The 18,790-nt window shown below is 72.4% G+C and carries 16 protein-coding genes, 1 tRNA gene and 1 pseudogene; 10 read left to right on the top strand and 8 right to left on the bottom strand.

Annotated elements, in window-relative coordinates; translation table 11 throughout:
* The 5 genes and pseudogenes from ACKUB9_RS26940 to ACKUB9_RS26920 form a co-directional block, all read left to right on the top strand.
* Nucleotides 1-113 (top strand): annotated as a pseudogene (locus tag ACKUB9_RS26940) (septum site-determining protein MinD); the annotation flags it as partial.
* The gene (gene minE / locus ACKUB9_RS26935) at nucleotides 110-391 is read left to right on the top strand and encodes a cell division topological specificity factor MinE (RefSeq protein WP_407529058.1); all 282 of its coding nucleotides are present in this window, start codon (nucleotides 110-112) and stop codon (nucleotides 389-391) included. The pseudogene ACKUB9_RS26940 and the gene minE, both read left to right, overlap by 4 nt.
* A 90-nt stretch (nucleotides 392-481) precedes the next feature.
* Nucleotides 482-1,291 (top strand): SDR family NAD(P)-dependent oxidoreductase, encoded by an 810-nt coding sequence (locus tag ACKUB9_RS26930; protein ID WP_407529057.1) that lies wholly within the window; start codon nucleotides 482-484, stop codon nucleotides 1,289-1,291.
* Between the two features lie 13 nt (nucleotides 1,292-1,304).
* Nucleotides 1,305-2,207 (top strand): alpha/beta hydrolase, encoded by a 903-nt coding sequence (locus ACKUB9_RS26925; protein ID WP_407529056.1) that lies wholly within the window; start codon nucleotides 1,305-1,307, stop codon nucleotides 2,205-2,207.
* Nucleotides 2,208-2,392: 185 nt separating this feature from the next.
* Nucleotides 2,393-4,030 carry a DEAD/DEAH box helicase gene (locus ACKUB9_RS26920; protein ID WP_407529055.1) on the top strand — a complete coding sequence of 546 codons (1,638 nt, stop codon included), beginning with the start codon at nucleotides 2,393-2,395 and terminating at the stop codon, nucleotides 4,028-4,030.
* A 94-nt stretch (nucleotides 4,031-4,124) separates the two neighbouring features.
* Here ACKUB9_RS26920 and ACKUB9_RS26915 read toward each other — a convergent pair whose 3' ends face one another.
* Nucleotides 4,125-6,200 carry a hypothetical protein gene (locus ACKUB9_RS26915; RefSeq protein ID WP_407529054.1) on the bottom strand — a complete coding sequence of 692 codons (2,076 nt, stop codon included), beginning with the start codon at nucleotides 6,198-6,200 and terminating at the stop codon, nucleotides 4,125-4,127.
* Nucleotides 6,201-6,596: 396 nt separating this feature from the next.
* On the opposite strand from ACKUB9_RS26915, the gene ACKUB9_RS26910 reads away from it, so the two are divergent.
* Nucleotides 6,597-7,265 (top strand): hypothetical protein, encoded by a 669-nt coding sequence (locus tag ACKUB9_RS26910; protein ID WP_407529053.1) that lies wholly within the window; start codon nucleotides 6,597-6,599, stop codon nucleotides 7,263-7,265.
* 50 nt (nucleotides 7,266-7,315) lie between these two features.
* On the opposite strand, the gene ACKUB9_RS26905 is transcribed toward ACKUB9_RS26910, so the two are convergent.
* From ACKUB9_RS26905 to ACKUB9_RS26895, 3 genes are read right to left on the bottom strand one after another with little or no spacing between them, the layout of a single operon-like run.
* Nucleotides 7,316-8,734: a dihydrolipoyl dehydrogenase family protein gene (locus tag ACKUB9_RS26905; protein ID WP_407529052.1), complete on the bottom strand. Its 1,419-nt coding sequence runs from the start codon at nucleotides 8,732-8,734 to the stop codon at nucleotides 7,316-7,318.
* A complete protein-coding gene (locus ACKUB9_RS26900; RefSeq protein WP_407529051.1) occupies nucleotides 8,731-9,324 on the bottom strand; it encodes a TIGR04282 family arsenosugar biosynthesis glycosyltransferase in 594 nt (197 codons plus the stop codon). Before ACKUB9_RS26900 ends, ACKUB9_RS26905 begins: the two co-directional genes overlap by 4 nt.
* Nucleotides 9,317-10,048 (bottom strand): TIGR04283 family arsenosugar biosynthesis glycosyltransferase, encoded by a 732-nt coding sequence (locus tag ACKUB9_RS26895; RefSeq protein WP_407529050.1) that lies wholly within the window; start codon nucleotides 10,046-10,048, stop codon nucleotides 9,317-9,319. Before ACKUB9_RS26895 ends, ACKUB9_RS26900 begins: the two co-directional genes overlap by 8 nt.
* Nucleotides 10,049-10,191: 143 nt before the next feature.
* Here ACKUB9_RS26895 and ACKUB9_RS26890 point away from each other — a divergent pair, with 143 nt between their 5' ends.
* From ACKUB9_RS26890 to ACKUB9_RS26880, 3 genes are all read left to right on the top strand, one after another.
* A complete protein-coding gene (locus tag ACKUB9_RS26890) occupies nucleotides 10,192-12,018 on the top strand; it encodes a radical SAM protein (protein ID WP_407529049.1) in 1,827 nt (608 codons plus the stop codon).
* 9 nt (nucleotides 12,019-12,027) lie between these two features.
* A complete protein-coding gene (locus ACKUB9_RS26885) occupies nucleotides 12,028-13,164 on the top strand; it encodes an FAD-dependent oxidoreductase (protein WP_407529048.1) in 1,137 nt (378 codons plus the stop codon).
* A 90-nt stretch (nucleotides 13,165-13,254) separates the two neighbouring features.
* Nucleotides 13,255-13,330 (top strand) — tRNA-Phe (locus tag ACKUB9_RS26880).
* 117 nt (nucleotides 13,331-13,447) lie between these two features.
* On the opposite strand, the gene ACKUB9_RS26875 is transcribed toward ACKUB9_RS26880, so the two are convergent.
* Nucleotides 13,448-13,663, bottom strand: coding sequence for a helix-turn-helix domain-containing protein (locus ACKUB9_RS26875; RefSeq protein WP_407529047.1), 216 nt, complete (start codon nucleotides 13,661-13,663; stop codon nucleotides 13,448-13,450).
* Nucleotides 13,664-14,161: 498 nt separating this feature from the next.
* Nucleotides 14,162-15,115 (bottom strand): 2-dehydropantoate 2-reductase, encoded by a 954-nt coding sequence (panE, locus tag ACKUB9_RS26870; RefSeq protein WP_407529046.1) that lies wholly within the window; start codon nucleotides 15,113-15,115, stop codon nucleotides 14,162-14,164.
* Nucleotides 15,116-15,224: 109 nt separating this feature from the next.
* On the opposite strand from panE, the gene ACKUB9_RS26865 reads away from it, so the two are divergent.
* Complete coding sequence (locus ACKUB9_RS26865) at nucleotides 15,225-16,544, top strand: chloride channel protein (protein WP_407529045.1); 1,320 nt, start codon at nucleotides 15,225-15,227, stop codon at nucleotides 16,542-16,544.
* Nucleotides 16,545-16,580: 36 nt separating this feature from the next.
* On the opposite strand, the gene ACKUB9_RS26860 is transcribed toward ACKUB9_RS26865, so the two are convergent.
* Both ACKUB9_RS26860 and ACKUB9_RS26855 read right to left on the bottom strand, forming a co-directional pair.
* The gene (locus tag ACKUB9_RS26860; RefSeq protein ID WP_407529044.1) at nucleotides 16,581-17,387 is read right to left on the bottom strand and encodes an alpha/beta hydrolase; all 807 of its coding nucleotides are present in this window, start codon (nucleotides 17,385-17,387) and stop codon (nucleotides 16,581-16,583) included.
* 161 nt (nucleotides 17,388-17,548) lie between these two features.
* A complete protein-coding gene (locus tag ACKUB9_RS26855; RefSeq protein WP_407529043.1) occupies nucleotides 17,549-18,712 on the bottom strand; it encodes a dimethylmenaquinone methyltransferase in 1,164 nt (387 codons plus the stop codon).
* Nucleotides 18,713-18,790 lie beyond the last annotated feature (78 nt).

Here is an 18,790-nt window from a genome sequence, read left to right as displayed (position 1 = left end):
CGCGGGCCTATGCGGACGCGGCCCGCCGCCTCAAGGGCGAGACCGTCCCCATGACCATCCCGGCCGAGCGCAAGTCTCTCCTCACCCGGCTATTCCCACGGAGGGCGGCATGAACCTGCTGAATTTTCTCTCCCGTCGCGGCTCGGCGCCCGTCGCGCGCGACCGCCTCCAGATCCTGCTCGCCCACGAGCGCGTGGTTTTCGGGCGGACCGACCTCGTGGCGGTCCTGCGCGAGGAGATCCTCGCCGTCATCGCCAAGCACGTCGCCATCGACGTCGAGAAGGTGAAGATCAGCATGGAGCGCGGCAACGCGGTCTCGATGCTGGAGATCGACGTCGAACTGCCGGCGATCGGCCAACAGGCGAAGCCCGAGCCCGTCGCCGCGGCCTGACGGACCCGCGCCCCGCACGCTTGCGCTCGCCGGCCCGGCGGGCGATTCAATCCCGGGACCGGCTCCGCCCAGGGGCCGCGGGAGGCGTGCGTGGGACGGCCGTTCGTGCTGCGGGACAAGGTGGCGCTCGTCACGGGCGCGGCGAGCGGCATCGGCGCGGCGCTCGCCGCCGCGCTCGCACAGGCGGGCGCGAGCCTCGCCCTCGTCGACCGCGACGCGGAGGGGCTGGAGCGCGTCGCCGCCGCACTCCCGGGCGCGAGCGCCCACCGGCTCGACCTGACCGATGCCGCCGGCATCGCGGCCCTGCCCGAGGCGGTGCTCGCCCGGCACGGCACCCTCGACATCCTCGTCAACAATGCCGGCGTCGCGCTCGGCGGGCGCTTCGCGCAGCTCGATCTCGACGAGTTCGAGTGGGTGATGGACGTGAACTTCCGCGCCGCGGTGCGGGCGACTCACGCCTTCCTGCCCATCCTGGCGAGCCGGCCCGAGGCGCAGATCGTCAACCTGTCGAGCCTCTACGGGCTGATCGCCCCGCCGGGCCAGACCGCCTACGCGGCGAGCAAGTTCGCCCTGCGCGGCTTCTCGGAGGCGCTGCGCCACGAATATGCCGGCACCGGTCTCTCCGTCATGGTGGTGCATCCCGGAGGCGTGGCGACCGCCATCGCCCGCAACGCCCGCACCGGACGCGGCGTCGAACCGGCGGAAGCCGTGCGCGGGCGCGTGGCCTTCGAGCGCCATCTGCGCCTGCCCCCCGAGGCCGCCGCCGCCCAGATCCTGCGCGGCATGGAGCGCCGCGCCCCGCGCCTGATCGTCGGCAACGATGCGCGGCAGGTGGCTTTCATCCAGCGCCTGATGCCGGTGCGCTACTGGGCCCTGATCGGCCGCGCCATCGGTGAATGAAAGGCTTGAGCCCGTGACGTCCCTGCGCGCCTACTTCTTCACGTGGATGATCCGCTGGCAGGTGCGGCCGCGCCTCGCCCGCGCCGCCGATGTGCATCAGGTGCGCAAGGTCTTCGACGCGGCGAAGTTCCCCGAACCGCCCGGCGTCGTGTTTCGGCCCGGCACGGTCGGCGGGATCGCGGGCGAATGGGCCGAGCGGGACGGAACCGGGCCGGAGGCCCCGCGGCTCCTCTACCTGCACGGCGGCGGCTTCGTCGCCTGCTCGGCCCGCACGCACCGGCCGCTGATCGGCGCGCTCGCGCAGCGCGGCTTCCGCATCTTCTCGCCCGATTACCGCCTCGCCCCCGAGCATCCCTTTCCGGCCGGCCTCGACGATGCGACCGCCGCCTGGACCGCCTTCGCGGCCGAGGGGCCGGCCGGCCTCGCGGGCGATTCGGCGGGCGGCAACCTCGCCCTCGCGCTGATGCTGCGCCTCGCCCGGGAGGGTCGGACGCTCCCGGCCGCCGCGGCCCTCTTTTCGCCCGCCACCGACATGCAGGGCACCGGCGAGTCGATGCAGACGAATGCCCGGCGCGACGCCATGTTCGTCCCGGCGAGCCTGCCGGCCCTGGTCGAGGCCTATCTCGCCGGCCACGATCCCACCGACCCGCTGGTCTCGCCGCTCCACGGCGATCCCGCGGGGCTGCCGCCGCTCCTCTTCCACGTCGGCGCGAACGAGTTGCTGCGCGACGATTCGGTGCGCTTCGCCGAGAAGGCCCGCGCCGCCGGGGTCGACGTCTCCCTCACGGTCTGGCCGGTGGTGCCGCACGCGTGGCAGTTCGCCGCCTCGTTCCTGCCCGAGGCCCGCCGCTCGCTCAGCGCCGCCGCCGCCTTCCTGCGCCGCCACATCGCCGCGGCCCATGAGCCGGTGGCGTGACGGCCCCGCGCGGCGCAGGGCTGGACCGGCCGGCGCCGACGCGCTAACACCCGGCCTTCCGTCACAGACCCGTGGGACTTGCGCGCGATGGTTGGGCCGCCGATGCGGCCGGGCCTCTTCCGGGCACATGCCCGGAGCCCCATCTCTCCCCCTCCCCGCGCGTCGCCCTTGGGATTCTCGTTTCCGTGGCCTTTCCTCCCGTTCCCGCTCCTCTCGCCCAGGCCCTCGACGCGCGGGGCTACGCCGACCCGACGCCCGTGCAGGCCGCCGTCCTCGCACCGGGCGTGGCGGGCCGCGACCTCCTCGTCTCGGCCCAGACCGGCTCCGGCAAGACCGTCGCGTACGGCCTCGCCATGGCCGAGACCCTGCTCGACGGCGCCGAGACCCTGGGACCGGCGGGCGCGCCCCTCGCGCTCGTCATCGCGCCGACCCGCGAACTGGCGCTGCAGGTCCACCGCGAGCTGACGTGGCTCTACGCGCCGGCCGGCGCCCGGGTGGTGTCGTGCGTCGGCGGCATGGATCCGCGCCGCGAGAGCCGCTGGCTCGCCGACGGCGTCCACATCGTGGTCGGCACGCCGGGGCGCCTGCGCGACCACTTGGAGCGGCGCAACCTCGATCCGGGGGCGCTCCGGGCCGTCGTCCTCGACGAGGCCGACGAGATGCTCGACCTCGGCTTCCGCGAGGATCTCGAATTCATTCTCGGTACCACGCCCGCCGCGCGGCGCACGCTGCTGTTCTCCGCCACCCTGCCCAAGGGCATCGTGGCGCTGGCCGAGAATTACCAGCGCGAGGCGCAGCGCATCGCGGTGGCGGGCGAGACCCGCGGCCACGCGGACATCGAGTACCGCGCCCTGCGCATCCTGCCGCGCGAGACCGAACTCGTCGTGGTCAACACCCTGCGCCAGGTCGAGGCGCGCGCCGCCATCGTGTTCTGCAACACCCGCAACGCGGTGCGCCACCTCCAGGCGGTGCTGACCGAGCGCGGTTTCTCGGCGGTGGCGCTCTCGGGCGAACTCGGCCAGCACGAGCGCAACGCCGCCCTCCAGGCCCTGCGCGACGGCCGCGCCCGGGTCTGCGTCGCCACCGACGTGGCGGCCCGCGGCATCGACCTGCCAGGGCTCGGTCTGGTGATCCACGCCGAACTGCCGCACGACGCCGAGGTGCTGCAGCACCGCTCGGGCCGCACCGGGCGCGCGGGCGCCAAGGGCATCAGCGTGCTCCTCGTGCCGCCGTCGCGGCGGCGCAAGGCCGAGGAGCTGATGGCCCGGGCCGGCGTGGTGCCGGTCTGGTCCGGCCCGCCGCCCGCCGACGAGATCCGCGCCCTCGACCAGGAGCGGCTGCTGGAGGACGCGATCCTGACCGAGGAGCCGAGCGAGGAGGACCGGGCGATGGCCCAGGTGCTGCTCGCCCGCCGCACGCCCGAGGACCTCGCCGCCGCGCTCGCGCGCGCCTACCGGGCGCGCCTGCCCGCCCCCGAAGAGGTGACCGATCCGGGCTTCCAGACCGGCAAGCCCCTGGCCGCCCGGCGCGAGGGGCCGCGCCCGCCGATGGGGCCGAGCGTCTGGTTCCGCCTCAACGTCGGCCGGCGCGACAACGCTGACCCGCGCCGCCTGCTGCCGATGCTCTGCCGGCGCGGCGGCGTCACCCGCGACGAGGTCGGCGCCATCCGGATCTTCGAGCGCGAGACGAAGTTCGAGATCCGCGGCGGCGCGGCCGAGCGCTTCGCCCACAGCTTCGGCCGCACCGGCCCGGCCGACCTGCAGGTCGAGGCGCTGCCCGGCGTGCCGGACCTGCCGAAGAAGACCTTCCGCAAGCGCGGCTGAGCCGCCACCTGACGGGCCGTCCGGCCGGCTCCGCCCTCGCGGTGACCGGGCGGCCGCAGGACCGCACTCGGAGGGGCCGCGCCGCACGGCCCCGTCAGGCCGCCTGCACCACGCGCAGCCGGTCCGATGCGGGCGCGGTGAGCGCCTTGTAGGAGCCGAGGAAGCGGCTGAACTCGCCGTCGTCGTCCTTGAGCGGCGTGCTTCTGTCCTCGGGCAGGAACTCCTGGTACCAGCCGATGATCTGCGGTGCCGGGATGCGGATGATCACGCTCGTGCCTTCCACGTGCGACGAGAACGACTGCGTGTCGTGATGCTCGGCACTCACGTGGGACACGCTGAAGCAGAAGATGCCGCCTCCTTCCGATTCGTGCTTGTCGAGCAGCGAACGGGCCTGGTTCGTCTGGCCGGAGTTCAAGGTGATCTTGATGGTGATGTCCTTCGCGATGACGAAGGCGGTCGGGTAGGTCGGCAGGATCGTGCCGGCCGCCGATTTGAAGGCCGCGGGCGTTAGGATTCCGGGCGAGATGCGGGAGGTCGCGATCGAGTGCATGTCGACCGTCCGGCTCAGCACGCCGGGGTCGAACCACGGGCGATCCACCGCGACCTTGGCCACCAGGAAGCCCATCTCCAGATCCGCGGAGGCGGTCAGCAGGCTGCTGTGGAAATCGGATGACGAGGTGGTCTTCTCGCCGGATGCGCTGCCGAAGAAGAGATCGACCGACCAGTTCGTCTGCTCGAAGCTCGTGTTGAGCGTCGAGTCCTTCTTCATGTCGTCGCTCTTGAACGTGAGGCTGACTTGGCTGAAGCGGTCGGATGCGGTGTCGGAGAAGAGCTTCTCGACCGTGGTGTCGGGCACGCTCGATGCCGCCGCGAGCTGCCTCTGCAGGCCGGCGATCTCGGTCGCGGCCGTCTTGAGCTTCTCGTATTCCGGCTTGAGATCGACGTACTGCGCCTGATCGCCCATGTACTTCAGGCTGGCATCCGCCAGCGCGAGGCCGCTGGCCTGGACCGCCGACTGGGCGGCGATGAGCGCCTTCTGGCCGTTCACCAGCTGGTCGACGTCGGCCGGCGTGAGCGGGGAGCCGCCCTTCTTCTTGTCGTCGACGCTCTTGGCGCCTTGGCCGTCGTTCAGCTTCTTCGTCAGCGCATTGATGTCGGCGACCTTCGTGCTGTCATTCTGATTGTGCTTGCTGAGATAGATCTTCGCGGCCGTCGCGGCATTGTCGGTGAAGGTGGACAGCAGGGCATCCTGCTTGCTCTGATAGTCGCTTCGGGCCGTGTTGAGCTTGTCCAGATCGCCCTGGATGTCCTGGGGCATGTCGGCCCCGATGATGTTGAGATTCTCCGTGGCCGTATCGAGCATCTTCTGGGCGTTGTCGATCTGAAGCGCGATCGCTTCCGGCGATTTGAGAAGGTCGACGTAGTCGAAAGCGCTCACGAGCAGATCGGCCCAGTCGCTCGGCGTGAAGTCGACCGGATAGGCGTCGCCCGACGGATAGCGCCGCCGCGCGCCGCTCAGGTTCGCCCGTGCCTCCGTCAGGATGTCGTCTCCCACATCGAGCACGCTCTCGATCAGGGCCATCTCGTTCGGCGAAAAAAGCTCCGAGGTGTGAAGATGAGCCTGCTGGATCCGCCGCTCCGCCTCCGGCCAAGCGTCGCTGTACCACGTATTGAACGCGTCCTCGCGTTTCGGCTGATCGGATGGGTCCGGAAATCGCGCTGCGATGCTGTCCCGCTCGGCGTTCAGCGATTTGTCCCAGGCCGAGATTTCGTCGTTGTACTTCTCGATCAGGACGTTGAACCATTCGAGCTTGTTGACGGTCGCCTTGCTTCCGTCCGGCCGATCCATGTCGATGGTCTGCTTGAGGGCGTCCCGAAGCTTCTGCCGAAGCGCCTCCAGCGTGGGATTCAGCGCAGGCAGCAGGCTGTTGAGTGCCACATCGTACTGGCTGGACAGCTTCCGGCCGTTCGGGCCGGCGGCGACTTGGCAGACGTCGAGCAGCGCGTCGGCGAGGTTCGAGCTCCGGCGCAGAATCTCGGTGGATGCGCCCTGACTGAAATCCGCGCGGTTCAGGAGGGTGCCCGGAAGGACCATCGTGAAGAGCTGATTGTCATCGCTGCCGCCCAGAACCTTGTCGATATTGTTATAAATCGTGCCGATGACGCTCATGTGGTGTCTCCCCGCTCCCCGACATCGACGCACGTCACGCCCCGTGGAGATCTGTCCTCCATGGTGCAGGCCAAGACTTGATGCGCTGCTGACGTGGCGTCCGGATCGATCCGGCGCGGGAATGTGAATGACGAATCGCATTGCGAGTCAATACGGATTGCGTTAACGGTCTGATGTTGTTTCGCCGTAAGTCGGATACACCGCGAGAGTAACCGTATGAAAACTCTTTATTGCAACCGGATACGTATGCGACGCAAGTAATCGGCCTTCGATGCGGGGTAGCACCCGGGACGAAACGTCATCACGTCGCCGCAGCGCCCGGCGACGCGGCCCGCTCATGAAGCAGGTTCTGCTGACGGGAGCGGCCTCCCATTCAAAGCAACGCGCGAGGATCAATTGAAGCAGTACCTGATCTCCTACTGGAATATTCAGAACCTGACCGACACGCGTGCCGGCCAGATCGCCGACAAGGTCATCCCTCAGCTCGACAAGTCGGATGTGACCTTCATCCTGGAAGGCCTCATGCCGACCGATGCGACCGTGACCGCGTGGCTGAAGCGGTACAAGACGGCCTACGCCCGCGACCTCATGGGCGTCAGGGTCGATGCCGCCGACACGACCCAGCGGAACGAATGTTATCTCGTGTTCTGGAAGCCGGAGACGGTGGGCAAGACCACGACGGCCGCCCTTCAGACGTACGGTATCAACGACAAGCAGCCGCCCGGCCGGCTGCCCGTGGTCCTGTCCGGCACCATCAAGGCCGCGGCCTGGCATGCCGCCGGGCCGAGCACGAAGGACAACCAGAATGACGTGAACGCGCTCACGCACGCGACGGTCCTGGCCAAGAACAACGTCCAGGCTTTCGGAGGCGATTTCAACTACAACAATCAAAGCGGAAAGATCGGAAAGTACGTCGTCGTCGCCAGCGCGAAGCCGACCACGTTCGGCGGGGATTTCTATGACTATGTCGGGTTGCTGCCGGGCATCAAGGGAGAGTCGGCCGGTGATTTCTCGCCCGGCGTGTCGGATCACCGCGGCATCTCGGTGAGGGTGATCCTGCCCTGACGCCTCGTCCGGCGGCGCCGAACAGGCTTCCCAGCGTTGCGGGCCGCCCCTCACGGCAGCCGGTTGAGCCAGCCGACCAGCCGGCGCGTGCGCGGCCCGAACAGGACTGGGGTGAAGGCCGAGCCGGCCGCGGCCTTCGCGGCCTCGCCGTTGGTCGGATAGGGCAGGACCACGCCGGCCACCGCGCGCAGGGACAGGCCCTGCCCGATCGCGAGGCACCACAGCCCGATCGCCTCGCCGGCCGCCGGCCCCAGGATGGCGGCGCCGAGGAGGCGCCCGCGCCGGCCCGCCACCAGCTTCACCAGCCCCTCGCGGCGATGCTCGGCCACCGCCCGGTCGTTGGCGGAGAGCGGCTGCGTCAGCACCGTCACGGCGTGGCCGGCGGCGCGGGCCTGCGCCTCGGTGAGGCCGACCTGGGCGAGTTCGGGATCCGTGTAGGTCACCCGGGGCAGCGCCCGGTCATCGACCTTGGCGGGGAGCCGGAAGGCGAGGTTGCGCACCACGATTCCCGCCTGATGGCCCGCCGCATGGGTGAAGCGCGGGCCGCCCGCCACCACGTCGCCGAGGGCGTAGATCGTGCGGCGGCTGGTGCGCAGGCGCCGGTCCACCCGGATGCCCTCCGGCCCGTGCGCGATGCCGGCCGCGTCGAGGCCGAGATCCTCCACGTTCGCCCGGCGCCCCGCCGCCACCAGCAGGTGCGAGCCGGCGACCTCGACAGCACTGCCCGCCACGGTGGCCATGAGCCGCACGCCGCCCTGGTGCCGGATTCCCGTCACCGTCGCCTGCTCGATCAGCCGGATGCCCTCCGCCGTCAGGCGCGCCCGCAGGATCGCCACCAGCTCCGGCTCCTCGCGCGGGAGGATCGGGCCGCGCTGCACCAGCGTGACGGCCGAGCCGAGACGGCGATGGGCCTGCGCCATCTCGATGCCGACCGGGCCGCCGCCGAGAATCACCAAGTGGTCGGGCCGGACGCGCAGGGCGAAGACAGTCTCGTTGGTGAGCACCCGCGCCGGGTCGAGCCCCGGCACCGGGGGCAGCGCCGGGCGCGATCCGGTCGCGACGACGGTGCGCCGGGCGCGCACGCGCAGCCCCCCGACCGCGAGCGTGCCGGCATCGAGAAAGCGCGCCCGGTCCCGCAGCACGGTGGCGCCGAGCCCCTCGAACCGCTCGGCCGAATCGTGCGGGGCGATGGTGGCGATCACCCCGTCGAGCCCGTCCTTCACGGCCGCGAAATCCACATCCGCCCGCGTGGCGACGCCCGGGATCGCCGCCCCGGGCGCGGCGTGCCTGGCAGCGGCGAGCAGCGCCTTCGAGGGGACGCAGCCGCGGTTGAGGCAATCGCCCCCCATCTCGGCCTGCTCGATCAGCACGGTGCGCAGGCCGAGCCGGCTCGTCCCGGCCGCCACCGAGAGCCCCGCCGCGCCCGCCCCGATCACGCAGACGTCGCAGGCGATCTCGCGGGGCGTCACCGGGCACCCGCCCGGCGCCAGCGGCGCCACGCCTCCAGGGTATCGACATCCTCCAGCCGGTCCGCGAAGGCCGCGGGGCCGGAAAGATTGTTCAGCGTGTCGGCGAGCGCGTGCGGGCCCGACCAGCGCACCCCCGCGAAGGGGCGCGGCACCCGCGGCCGGCGCCGCGCGCCGACGAGCCAGTAGCCGCCGTCCTCGGCCGGGCCCAAGACCGCCTCGGCGCGACCGAGGAGGCGGACGGCGCGCGCGACGTGCCCGGGCCGGATGCCGGGTATGTCCGAGCCCACGATCACCACCGGCCCGGTCGCCCGGTCGAACAGGCGCTGCATCCGCGCTCCGAGATCGCCCGGCCCCTGCGGCAGCCGCGGGATCCCTGGCGGCCAAAAACCCGCCTGGGCGAGGTGATCGGGCGCCACCGCGAGGACGAGGCGCCAGCGCGGGTCGCGGCCGAGGCGGCGCAGCAGCGCCGCGGTGGCCGCGCGGGTGAAGCGCAGGGCCTCGGTCGGGCCGACCTGCGCGGCGAGCCGCGTCTTCACGCGCCCGGGCCGGGGGGCCTTCACCATCACGACCAGGGTCGGTCTCTCACCCATACAACCTCGCGATGAGGCGCGGCGGCACGCCCAGCCCGTAGAGCGACAGGCAGGCGAGGTTGCGCAGCACGCGCGGGCCGTAGCCGGCGCGCCGGTAGCGCGCCGCGCTGGTGACGGCGGCGATCGGCAGCAGCGCGAGACGCCGCCGGCCGATGCGCCGCACGAGGTCCACGTCCTCCATCAGCGGCAGCGACTGGTAGCCGCCGAGCGCCTCGTAGAGGCCGCGCGGGATCAGCAGCCCCTGGTCGCCGTAGGGCAGCGCGAGGAGGCAGCAGCGCCAAGCGACCGCGCGGGCGAGGAGCCGGGCCGCCGGCCCGTCGTCGTCGAGCGCGAAGCGGAAGCTCGCGGCGCAGCCCTCATTTTCCCGCATGTGGTGCGCAGCGGCCGCCGCCCAGCCGGGCGCGAGCCGGGTGTCGGCGTGCAGGAACAGCAGCCAGTCGCCAGGTGCCGCCCGCGCCCCGCGGGCGAGCTGCCCGCCGCGGCCCCGCGGCCCGCTCACCACCCGGCAGCCCCGCGCGGCGGCGAGGGCGGGCGTGCCGTCCGTCGATTCCCCGTCGCTCACCACGATGCCGGCGAGGAGGTCGCGCCCCTCCGCAAGGCTGTCGAGCGTCCGCGTGAGGCTCGCCGCGGCATCGAGCGTCGGGATCACCACGCCGAGCCCAGCCGGGCAGTCATTTTCGCTGGCACGGGACGGATCGGCGCGCATGGACGCTGCCTGTAGCATCCCGCCGCGTTCCCCCGCGAGGCGGCACGTTCCCTCACCGTTGCGCCCTCACCGTTGCGCCCTCACCGTTGCGCCCTCACCGTCGCGCGATGCGCCGCCGCACGCCCTGGCCCGCGGGTGGGGCGCCCGCTACCTCTTCGCTCATGCGACCCGCCCCCTGCGCCGAGACGCTGCTCGTCTTCGGCGGTCCCTACTCGAACCTCGAAGCCACCCAGGCCGTGCTGGAAGAAGCCGCCGCGCTCGGCATCCCGCCCGAGCGGGTGGTCTGCACCGGCGACGTCGTCGCCTACGGTGCGGATGCGGCCGCCTGCCTCGCCCTGGTGCGCGAGGCCGGCATCCGCGTGGTGGCGGGCAATTGCGAGGTGGCGCTGGCAGAGTCCCACGGCTCGTGCGGCTGCGGCTTCGCGCCCGGCAGCGCCTGCGACCGGTTGTCGGCGGCGTGGTTCGCGCATGCCGCGCGCGAAATCGGCGCGGCCGACCGCGCCTGGATGGCCGCGCTGCCGCGGCGCCTGGACCTCACGGTCGGCGGGCTGCGCCTCGCGGTGGTGCACGCGGTGCCGGACGCCCTCGACCGCTTCGTCTTCGCCTCGACTCCGGCGCGCGTGAAGGCGCGCTACCTCGCGGATCTCGACGCGGACGGGATCGTGGTCGGGCATTCCGGCCTGCCCTTCTCGCAGGTGATCGAGGGGCGGCTGTGGCACAATGCCGGGGCCGTGGGCCTGCCGGCGAACGACGGCACGGCGTCCGTCTGGTACAGCCTCCTCGCGCCGGGGCCGGAGCCGCGCAGCCTCACGATCCGCCATGACCGGCTCGACTACCCGGCCGCCCGCGCCGCACGGAAGATGCGTGCCGCCGGCCTGCCCGAGGGCTACGCCGCCTGCCTGGAGACGGGCCTGTGGCCCTCCTGCGACGCGCTCCCGCCCGCCGAGGCCAAGCGCGCCGGGCAGCCCCTGGCGGCCGGCGAAATCCTGTGGCGGCGGGACGAGCCCGAGCCGGCCTCCCGGGCGGCGCCCTGCTGGCCCGATCTTCCCGGCCCGCCCGCGCGCGATCCCGGCAAGTTCCGGGACCCTGCCGTCACCGCCGCCGGCGAGCCGCGCGCCGTGGTGGCGCTGAGCGCCCTGCGCACGCTCTGGATCAATACCGGCACCCGCTGCAACCTCGCCTGCGCGACCTGCTACATCGAATCGACGCCCTACAACGACCGCCTCGCCTTCATCGCGGCTGGGGAGGTTGCCGCCTATCTCGACGAGATCGAGGCCGGGCGGCTGCCGGTCGGGCTCGTGGGCTTCACGGGCGGCGAGCCCTTCCTCAACCGTGACCTCCCGGCGATGCTGGACGACGTGCTCGGGCGCGGCCTGCCGGCCCTCGTGCTGACCAACGCCATGCGGCCGATGCGGCGCCACGAGGCGGCCTTGCGGCGCCTGCAGGCGCGGCATCCGGGCCGCCTCGGCCTGCGGGTCTCGCTCGACCACTACAGTGCGGCCCTGCACGAGGTGGAGCGCGGCGCCGGGACCTTCGCGCCCGCTCTCGACGGCCTCGTCTGGCTCGCCCGCGCGGGCTTTTCGGTCTCGGTCGCGGGGCGCCTCCTCTCGGGCGAGGCGGAGGGCGTCGTGCGGGCCGGCTACGGGCGCCTGTTCGCCGCCCATGACCTGCCGGTCGATCCGCACGACCCGGAGGCCCTGGTGCTCTTCCCCGACATGGAGCCCACCCGCGACGTGCCCGAGATCACGCAGGCGTGCTGGGGCCTCCTCGGGCGCTCACCCGAGTCGGTCATGTGCGCCTCCGCGCGCATGGTGGTGAAGCGCCAGGGGGCTGCGCGCCCGGCGGTGCTCGCCTGCACGCTCCTCGCCTACGATCCGCAATTCGAACTCGGCGCCACGCTGGCCGAGGCGGCCCGGCCGGTGGCGCTCAACCATCCGTTCTGCGCGCAGTTCTGCGTGCTGGGCGGTGCGGCCTGCAGCCGGAGCTGAGCGCCGCCCGTGACCGCAGCGAGCGGGCGCCACCTCGTCCTGGTGGGTGCGGGCCACGCCCATCTGGAGGTGCTGCGCCGGTTCGGGCGCCGGCCCGTCCGGGACCTGCGCCTCACCCTGGTCACCCGGTCCGCGCGCGTGGCCTATTCGGGCATGATCCCGGGTGTCATCGCGGGCCGGCACGCGCTCGGCGACGCGCAGATCGACGTCGCGGCCCTCGCCCGCCGGGCGGGGGCCGATCTCTGCCTCGACGCCGCGAACGGGCTCGACCTCGCCCGGCGCCACCTGCTCTGCGCCGCGGGGCCGCCTCTGTCCTACGATCTCTTGTCGCTCGATCCCGGCGGCGCGCCGGACGATGCGGCCGTGCCCGGCGCGGCGGCGCACGCGATCCCGGTCAAGCCGCTGGACGATCTCGTCGGCGCGCTCGCGGCTTTGCGCGCGCGGCTGGCCGCCCGCGGCGGCGGGCACGTCGCCGTGGTCGGCGCGGGTGCGGGCGGCATCGAGATCCTGCTCGCCCTGGAGCACCGCCTGCGCGCGGACCTGCCGCGGGCGCAGATCACCCTCACGCTGGTCTGCGGCGGGGACGACATCCTGCCCGGCCATCCGGCCGCCTTTCGCGAGCGGGTCCGCGCGATCCTGGCCGCGCGTGGCATCGGCCTCGCGGTCGGCGCGCGCGCCGTGGCGGTGGAGCCCGAGCACCTGCATCTCGCCGGCCGCCCTGCCCTCGCCGCGGATGCGGTGGTGTGGGCGACCGGGGCCGCCGCCCCGCCCTGGCTCCGGGAAACGGGTCTCCCGCTCGACGCGGACGGGTTCGTGCGCGTCGACGCCTCCCTGCGGGTGGCCGGATGCCGAAACATCTTCGCGGCCGGCGACGCCGCCTCGTTCGATCCGAGGCCGCTGCCGAAATCCGGCGTCTACGCGGTGCGGCAGGGGCCGGTCCTGGCCCGCAACCTCGCCCGCTGCCTGACGGACCGCGCGCTCCGTCCCTTTCGCCCACAGGGCGAAGCCCTGACCATCCTGGCCACCGGCGATGGCGGCGCGCTCGCCACCCGCAACGGCCTCGTCGTCGAGGGCGCCTGGGTGCGCTGGTGGAAGGACCGCATCGACCGCCGCTTCGTCGCCCGATACCGCGACCGGACCGCGTAGCCGGCGCACGAGATCCTGCACGAGACGGCTGGACAGATGCCCGCGCGCTGACTATAGACCCGCCAACGCCGCTGCACCGCAGCCCGGCGCGCCCAGGTAGCTCAGTTGGTAGAGCATGCGACTGAAAATCGCAGTGTCGGTGGTTCGATTCCGCCCCTGGGCACCACTTTAATCTCGAAGACATGAGTGGTGCCGCGGACCTGTTCTGTCAGGTGCGCTGTGCCGGGACGGCCGGGACCGGTTCACGTCTTTGCACGCGGGCAGCCGATTCCTCGGCTGATCGTCAGCTCAGCGTCCGTCCCGTCTGATCGGCATCGATGATGTCCCTGTAGACGGGCAGGTAGATCCCGAACTTCTTGTATTCGGCGAGCTTATTTCGCACGGTGCGCACCGAGATGCCGAGCTGTTTGGCGGCGTGCGTGCGATTGCCGCCGCAGCGGATCAGCGTCTCGATCACGAGCCGGCGCTCGGCATCGGCAATCGTCGTCGTTCGTGCCATGCTGCTCTCCTCGCGAAAGCGATGCCCCCAAAAATTTCTCGGTTGTTCTGGGGAGGAAAGCTGCGCCGGTTCGGTTAACGCGTGGTTAAAAATGCCGGCTGTTGCCGCATCGCATCCATGTTGCGGCTCGATCACAGGCCCGACTACTCAAATTGAGGTTCATCCGGCCGCCGGAATGGTCCTGTGGCGGACATTGATGTTTGTTTGATTGTAGCAATTGTTGAAGGGAGGTCCGCCGACGGACAACCTGGCCGGGCCGGACGCATTCTCGGCCGGAGAGCGGCCCGGTCGCGCCGAGGCGCGACGGTCGGGGAGGTGGCGAGCCGAGCCGATCGGAGGTGTTCAGACTGCGCCAGCCCGGCTCGCCTGTCTTGCCGGCTCGCGGGGGCGTGGCCGGCATGACGCGGGGAAACATAGCGCGCTTTCGTCAATCTCCCGTAATGAGCGGCCCCGATCGGATCGAGAATGGGCGGATCGGGACCGCCTCGCGCCGCCTCGCTACGCGGCCGGGCCGGCCGCCATCTCGCGGGTGCGTCGCCGCTCGTAGGTCTTGAGGCCGGTATACACCGCGTCGAGGTGCGGGAAGGCCCCGCCGGGCTCGGACTCCCGGCCGCGGCGGATGAGGTCGCCGATGATGTGGTCGGCCTCGATCGCGGCGCCGCGCGTGATGTCGCGCAGCATCGAGGCCGTCATCGCCGAATCCTCGGCGGTGAGCGTACCCTGGCTCGATGCGAGGAACTTGTCGCGCGGCGCGTGGCCGGCGCCGGCTGCGATGCGGCGGCACTCGTCGAGGAGGCCGAGCATGAAGGCGCGCCCGCCCGGCGCCCCGACGATGTCGCCGACCGCGCCGCGCATCAGGCAGGTGCCGCCCGCGAGCGTCGCGAGAAACACCCATTTTTCCCACATCTCCTGCAGGATCCGCTCTGTCGGCCGCGCCGTGAAGGTCGCGCCCTCCATCAGGGCCGCGACCCGCCCCATCCGCTCCGAGGCGCCGCCGTCGCGCTCGCCGAAGGTGAGGCTGTGCAGCTCCGTCATCTGGACGATCTCGCCCTCGGGTCCGAGCGTCCCGGCGATGGCGCAGGAGCCGCCGAGCACCCGCTCCGGCCCGAAGCGGGCGTCGAGGGCGTCGAGATGCGCCATGCCGTTGAGGATCGGCAGCACCGCGGTGTCCGGCCCGACCACAGGCGCGACGGCCTCGATCGCCCCGTCGAGGTCGTAGGCCTTGCAGCTCAGGAGCACGAGGTCGAAGGGCTCCGCGAGCCGGTCCGCCGTGACGGTCGCGGGTGCCGCGATGCGGAAGTCGCCGAGGGGGCTGCGCACCTGAAGGCCGTGCGCCGCCAGATGCGCCGCCCGCGGCGCGCGCACCAGGAAGGTCACGTCGCGCCCGGCCTGTGCCAGCCGCGCCCCGAAATAGCCGCCGGTCGCCCCCGCGCCCACGATCAGAACCCGCATCGCCGTTCTCCCCACACCGCCACCGGAGCTTCGCATTCCCGGCCGGCTCGTCCAAGCTACCGGAATGGCCCGGGACCTGCCTCCGCCGGGCCGAGGGGGAATCATCAGCATGCCGGTGGATCGGTCGTGGCAGCGCGTCGCGGGGCCCTTGCGCGAGAGGGTGCTGGCTCCGGGGCGACGACGGGCGCTGTTCATCCTCGGCGGCCTCGCGGTGGGCGGGGCGGCGGTGCTGATGGCCAAGCTCGCCGATGCGGCGCAGGCGGCCTTCCGCGACATCCTGGCGATCTCGCCGCTGATCGCCCTGGGTCTCACGCCGTTGGGCTTCGGGCTCGCGGTGCTGCTCGCCCGCACCGTCTTCCCGAACTCCGAAGGCAGCGGCATCCCGCAGGTGATCGCCGCCCGCGACCTCGACGATCCGGCCGCGCGCCACGCCCTGATCTCGCTGCGGGTCGCCCTCGGCAAGGTCATCGCGATGACGATCGGGCTCCTGTGCGGCGCCTCGACCGGCCGCGAGGGGCCGACGGTGCAGGTGGGCGCCGCCCTGATGGCCGCGGCGGGCCGCTCGACGCCCGAGCACCAGCGCGGCCTCCTGCTGGCCGGCGGCGCGGCCGGGGTCGCCGCGGCCTTCAACACGCCGCTCGCCGGCATCGTCTTCGCCATCGAGGAGCTGAGCCGGTCCTACGAGGCCAAGACGAGCGGGCTCGTGATCGGCACGGTGATCGCGGCGGGCCTCACCTCCCTCGCGCTGCTGGGCAACTACGCGTATTTCGGCACCACGCCCGACACCCTGCCGCTCGGGGCCGCGTGGCTCGCGGTGCCGGTCTGCGGCGTGCTCGGCGGCCTCTCGGGCGGCCTGTTCAGCCGCATCGTGATCGCGTTCGGGCGCGGTCTGCCGGGCCGGGCCGGCGCGCTGATCCGGCGCCGGCCGATCGCCTTCGCGATGCTGTGCGGCCTCGGCGTGGCGCTGTGCGGGCTCGCCACCCAGGGCCACGTCTACGGCACCGGCTACGACGAGGCGCGCGCGCTGCTGCACGGCCAAGGGGACCATCACGCCCTGTTCGGACCGCTGAAGTTCGTCGCCACCACCCTGTCGTCGATCAGCGGCATTCCGGGCGGCCTGTTCGCGCCCTCGCTGGCCGTCGGCGCCGGGCTGGGCGCCCATGTGAGCCCGCTCCTGCCCGCGGCGCCCATCGGCGCGCTCGTCCTGATCGGCATGGCCGCCTACCTCACCGGCGTGCTGCAGGCGCCGATCACCTCCTTCGTCATCGTCTCCGAGATGACCGAGGCCCACGCGCTGGTGATCCCGCTGATGCTCACCGCCCTCGTGGCGGACGCGACCTCGAAGCTGGTCTGTCCGGGCGGGCTCTACCACGCGCTCGCCGAGGGCATCGTCGCCCGCATGAATCCGCCCGAGCGCCGGGAGGCCTGACGGCGTTCCCGGCCACCCGTTGGATCGCTGCGGCCGCTATCCCACGCCCGTCAGCACCTCGACCACGATCTCGGGGTTGGGCACCTCGACGTCGTGCGGGACGGCCAGCTCGCGGTACTGCCAGCCGGGCTTCGCCCGCGCCCGCTGCCGGCTCGGCTCGATCGAGGCGAGGGCCTGGCTCGTGTAGGCGACGTAGGTCACGGCCAGATCGGCGCCGGCCGGCTTCGTCAGCCGCATCGGGCTCTCGTAGGTGCCGATCGGGTGCGGCCGCAGGCGCTGCATGAACCAGTCCTTCGCCGGTCCCGCCGGGATCGGGAAGGCGTCCGGACCCGGCACCGGCAGCGCCACGCCTGCGCCCTGGTCGAGCACCGCCTTGCGCCGGGCATCCGCCATGCCCGGGGGCAGGAGCGCGAAGGCAGTGTCGCCGTTCTCCGGGATCAGCGCGTCCAGGTAGACGATGTGGCGGATGCGGTCGGTCAGGCGATCCGCGACCCCGGTCACCGCCATGCCGCCGTAGGAGTGGCCGACGAGGATGACGTCGCGCAGATCCTCCATCTCGATGACGCGGGCCACGTCCTGGACGTGGGTCTCGACCGTGATCTGGCGCGACAGGAGATGGCTGCGCTCGCCGAGGCCGGTCTGCGTCGGCGTCCAGACCCGGTGCCCCTGTCGGCGCAGTCCGGCGGCGACGTCCCGCCAGATCCAGCCGCCCCCGTACGCCCCGTGCACGAGCAGGTAGGTCCTGGGCGGGGTCGGGCTCGTCTGCGCGGCGGCCCCCGACAGCGAGGCGGCGGCTCCGAGCGCAGAGAGGCTTGTCAGGATGGTCCTGCGGTTGGCCGTCATCGTGGGCTTCCTCCCGGCGTTGTTCTGTTCTGCGTGATGTAGAGCCCGACCCGGGGACAGTCTATCGCGATCGGCATCGGTCTCTCCGGCTGCGCAAGACTGGCCTCCCCACGGGTCACGGGCCGCCGGCCGACGCGCCCCGGCGGGTCATGGTGAGTGCATCAGCCCTTCCAGTGGCGGAGGGCCGCGAAGGGGTTGTTCTCGATGGCGGTCGCGGGCGGGTTCAGCGTCGGCTCGATCTGACCGACCGCGTCCGGGAGCGAGAAGGCCGAGCCGCTCGGCAGCTTGCCGCCCGCCGCGTCCTGATGCCCGCCGCCGCGGAAGAGACGCGCGCCCGCGAGCGCCGTGCCGTCGTTCGAGCGGAAGGACAGCGTGCCGGTGCGCTGCACGTTGACCAGGCGGGAGGCCCGGCCACCCGCCATGATCAGGTCCGACACGCGCTGGAACGTGCCGGGATCGAGGCCGAAGGAGAGCAGCGTGCCGTCGCCGAGGGCGTGAAACAGCGCGTCGGAGCGGGCGAGCAGGCGGGCCACCCGCATGCGGGTGGTCAGGGCCGGGTCGTCGTCGGGCTCGCCGCGCATCAGGTCGTCCACGATGGCGCCGCGGATCTCCGGGACGAGGCGTTCGAGGGCGGCAGGCGTCGCGCCCCGGCGGATCGCCGCGCTCGCGTCGAGGAGCAGGCGCGAGACGACCCGGTCGTGGGCCGGGTGCCCGCCCGGCACGAGCGTCGACACGTTGTCCCAGAAGGCCTCGTCGAGCGCGAGGCCGCTCGCGAAGAGCGGGTCGTCCTTCCGCCACAGGTCGAGCGCGTCCACCGCCGCCACCAGGACGGTCAGGTCGGCCGCGCGGTCGGTATCGGGCTCCCGGGTGGCGAACAGCGCCCGGTGCTCGAAGGCCATCCGGGTCGCGCTCGCCCCCTCGTCGATCAGCACGGTGATGGTCGGATCGTTGAAGCCGAATCGCTGCAGGCCCGGGCGGTCCGGATCCGGTTGAGGCTCCACCCCCTGGCGCCGCAGTTGCTCGATCGAGGAGGCGTGATGGTCGAGCACGATCAGGCGATGCCCGTCGTCCGGGGCGCGGCGCCGGTTCATGGCCGCGAACCGGCGCAGGAAGGCGATGGTCGGCTCTTCCAGCCCGAGATCGGTGAGGAGCAGCGTCTCGCTCGCGGCGGTGCGGCCGAGCCGCTTCAGCTCCCCGTCGACGACCGGACCGACATCGCCGTAGCGGGGCACGTGCACGATCCGGTCCGGATCGGCGAGGGACGAAACGACCGTCGAGGCACCGTAGCCGTCGAGATCGTGGTGGGTGATCTGGGTCAGGGGCAAGGGTCGGTCTCAAGCCAGCGTCGGTTCGGGCGACCATAGACGCTGCGTGCCTCGCCCGACGAGAGGCTCCGGGGATTT

It is taken from the genome of Methylobacterium oryzisoli, from assembly GCF_046557895.1.
Taxonomy (GTDB): domain Bacteria; phylum Pseudomonadota; class Alphaproteobacteria; order Rhizobiales; family Beijerinckiaceae; genus Methylobacterium; species Methylobacterium oryzisoli.
Note: the sequence above shows the minus strand (reverse complement) of the source record. Positions and strands in the feature narration are given on the sequence as shown.

Bases quoted from the DNA above. Each gene is read 5' to 3' on its own strand.
- minE (WP_407529058.1), top strand. From the start codon at position 110: ATGAACCTGCTGAATTTTCTCTCCCGTCGCGGCTCGGCGCCCGTCGCG.
- ACKUB9_RS26915 (WP_407529054.1), bottom strand. From the start codon at position 6,200: ATGAGCGTCATCGGCACGATTTATAACAATATCGACAAGGTTCTGGGC.
- ACKUB9_RS26900 (WP_407529051.1), bottom strand. From the start codon at position 9,324: ATGGGTGAGAGACCGACCCTGGTCGTGATGGTGAAGGCCCCCCGGCCC.
- ACKUB9_RS26895 (WP_407529050.1), bottom strand. From the start codon at position 10,048: ATGCTACAGGCAGCGTCCATGCGCGCCGATCCGTCCCGTGCCAGCGAA.
- ACKUB9_RS26890 (WP_407529049.1), top strand. From the start codon at position 10,192: ATGCGACCCGCCCCCTGCGCCGAGACGCTGCTCGTCTTCGGCGGTCCC.
- ACKUB9_RS26875 (WP_407529047.1), bottom strand. From the start codon at position 13,663: ATGGCACGAACGACGACGATTGCCGATGCCGAGCGCCGGCTCGTGATC.
- panE (WP_407529046.1), bottom strand. From the start codon at position 15,115: ATGCGGGTTCTGATCGTGGGCGCGGGGGCGACCGGCGGCTATTTCGGG.
- ACKUB9_RS26865 (WP_407529045.1), top strand. From the start codon at position 15,225: ATGCCGGTGGATCGGTCGTGGCAGCGCGTCGCGGGGCCCTTGCGCGAG.
- ACKUB9_RS26860 (WP_407529044.1), bottom strand. From the start codon at position 17,387: ATGACGGCCAACCGCAGGACCATCCTGACAAGCCTCTCTGCGCTCGGA.